Origin of the sequence: Anaerobranca gottschalkii DSM 13577, assembly GCF_900111575.1 — a bacterium.
GTDB classification, from domain to species: Bacteria; Bacillota; Proteinivoracia; order Proteinivoracales; family Proteinivoracaceae; genus Anaerobranca; species Anaerobranca gottschalkii.
Map to the genome: position 1 here is coordinate 1 of NZ_FOIF01000098.1, position 2,363 is coordinate 2,363.

2 protein-coding genes are annotated in these 2,363 nt (G+C 36.5%); both read left to right on the forward strand.

Annotated elements, in window-relative coordinates:
- Positions 1-175: 175 nt before the first annotated feature.
- Positions 176-1,570 carry a UDP-N-acetylmuramate--L-alanine ligase gene (gene murC, locus BMX60_RS11725; protein WP_091351613.1) on the forward strand — a complete coding sequence of 465 codons (1,395 nt, stop codon included), beginning with the start codon at positions 176-178 and terminating at the stop codon, positions 1,568-1,570.
- The gene (locus tag BMX60_RS11730; protein ID WP_091351614.1) at positions 1,570-2,262 is read left to right on the forward strand and encodes a 5'-methylthioadenosine/adenosylhomocysteine nucleosidase; all 693 of its coding nucleotides are present in this window, start codon (positions 1,570-1,572) and stop codon (positions 2,260-2,262) included. Before murC ends, BMX60_RS11730 begins: the two co-directional genes overlap by 1 nt.
- Positions 2,263-2,363 lie beyond the last annotated feature (101 nt).

The following is a 2,363-nucleotide window of genomic DNA, read 5'->3' on the forward strand; positions in this document are numbered from 1 at the left end:
TATTGATATGTACCGATTCGTTAGTCGGGAATTTAAGCCTTCGGAGTGTTAAACCAAACAGGAGTAGATTTTTTCGAAACTGGACACGATGAACAAGGAAGGAAACATAACATTTTATAAGGTTTGATAAAAGCTTTATAAAGTTTTATAAGTTTTCTGTAACGGTGACTATTAAGTGGAACAGGAAAAAAGGGTGCATTTTATCGGAATTGGTGGATATGGAATGAGTGCTATTGCAAAGATCCTCTTAGAAATGGGATATATTGTAACAGGCTCAGACTTGAATAAATCAAAGATAGTGGAAAGTTTAATGGAAAAGGGTGTTAAAATTTATATCGGTCATCACAAAGATTACCTTGGAGATGCCCAAGTTGTAGTATATTCCACTGCCATACCAGAAGATAATCCTGAACTTGTGGAAAGTAGAAAAAGGGGATTAAAAGTATACCATCGCTCTGAAATGTTAGCTTTAATCCTCAATAAAGGTTATGGAATTGCTATTGCCGGGGCCCATGGTAAGACTACTACAACATCAATGACCGCCTTTATTTTAGAACAAGGGGGTAAAGACCCAACTGCCCTTATTGGTGGAGAGTTAAGTAATTTTGAAGGAAATGCCCGGTTAGGTAGTAGTAATATTGTAGTAGCTGAAGCCTGTGAAAGTGATCATTCTTTTTTAAGGTATAAGCCTAATATTGCATTAATAACTAACATAGAAGCTGACCATCTAGAGCATTATGAAGGTAGTTTTGCTAAACTCTTAGATACCTTTTACCAGTTTTTGCAAAATCTCAAAGAAGATGGTTGTGCTGTAGTTTATTACGATGACCCTAATGTTCGGGAAATAATTCAAAGGGGCTTTGATAAAAAGTTGATCACTTATGGATTATCCCAGACTAATGATTATTATCCCCAAAACATTCAATTAAAGGAAAGGGGATCGAGATTTGAACTTTATCATAAAGGAAGAAATCTCGGTACAATAGAACTTTCTGTTCCTGGAGAACACAATATTTTAAACTCTTTAGGGGCGACAATTATTGGCTTGTTACAAGGGGTAGAATTTGAGGATATTAAAAAGGCATTAAAGGAATTTAGAGGAGCCAAAAGGAGATTTCAAATAATCTATGATGGTAAAATTTTAGTGGTAGATGACTATGCCCATCACCCCACAGAGATTAAGGCAACTTTAAAGGCAGCTGCTAAGGCTGGATATAAAAGGGTAATAGGGGTATTTCAACCCCAAAGATATACCCGTACCCATTTTTTAATGGAGGAATTCGCTCAAAGTTTTAATTTTGCCGATAAGGTTATTATAGGGGATATATATAGTGCTGGAGAAAAACCTATAGAAGGGGTATCAGCTGAAAAATTAGTAGAAAAGATCAAGGAAAATGGACACAAAGATGTAATGTACATCCCTTCCATAGAGGAAATTTATCAGTATCTAAAGGGTGAAGCCCGAGAAGGTGATTTAGTGCTCACAATGGGAGCAGGGGATATTTTTAAAGTATCCTATAGTTTAGCAGATTTTTTAAATAATGATGGAGAGGAAAAGGAGTTGAAATAATGCTTGGAATTATAGGGGCAATGGATGAAGAAGTACAATTATTTAAAGAACAAATGGAAAATATAGAAATAGTCTCTAAAGCAGGTATGGAATTTTATAAGGGGATCCTCTTTGGCAAAGAGTTAGTTTTGGTAAGGTGCGGTATAGGAAAGGTAAATGCCGCTATCTGTACCCAAATTTTAGTAGATCACTTTTCAGTAGATAAAATAATATTCACTGGAGTGGCTGGAGGTCTTCACCCTGAAATAGAAGTTGGGGACATTGTTATTTCCACTGATTGTGTGCAACATGATTTCGATGCCACAGCCTTTGGCTACAAATTAGGGGAAATACCCCGTTTAAATAAAGTGGAATTTGCTGCAGATCAAGGGCTAATCCAGTTGGCAGAGGAAAGTGCTAAAAGTATACCTGATTTCCCTAAAGTTTTTAAAGGAAGAATTTTATCAGGGGATGTTTTTGTGGCAGATAAAGAAAAAGCCCTTATGTTAGGGGAAAAATTAGGAGGTTATTGTGTGGAAATGGAAGGGGCAGCTGTTGCCCAAGCCTGTTACCTAAATGATATTAAGTTTGTGATTATCAGGTCTATGTCTGACAAAGCCGACGGTTCAGCCCACCATGATTTCGCCACCTTTGTGGAATATTCCGCGAACAATGCATTAAAATTAGTAAAAGCAATGCTAGAAAGATTGTAGTGGAAATTAAAAGGAGCTCATCAGAGCTCCTTTTAGACTGAAGACAAACTATAGACAAAGTCATCATCAGCTGTGGTAATTAAACAAAGATACGATTAAGT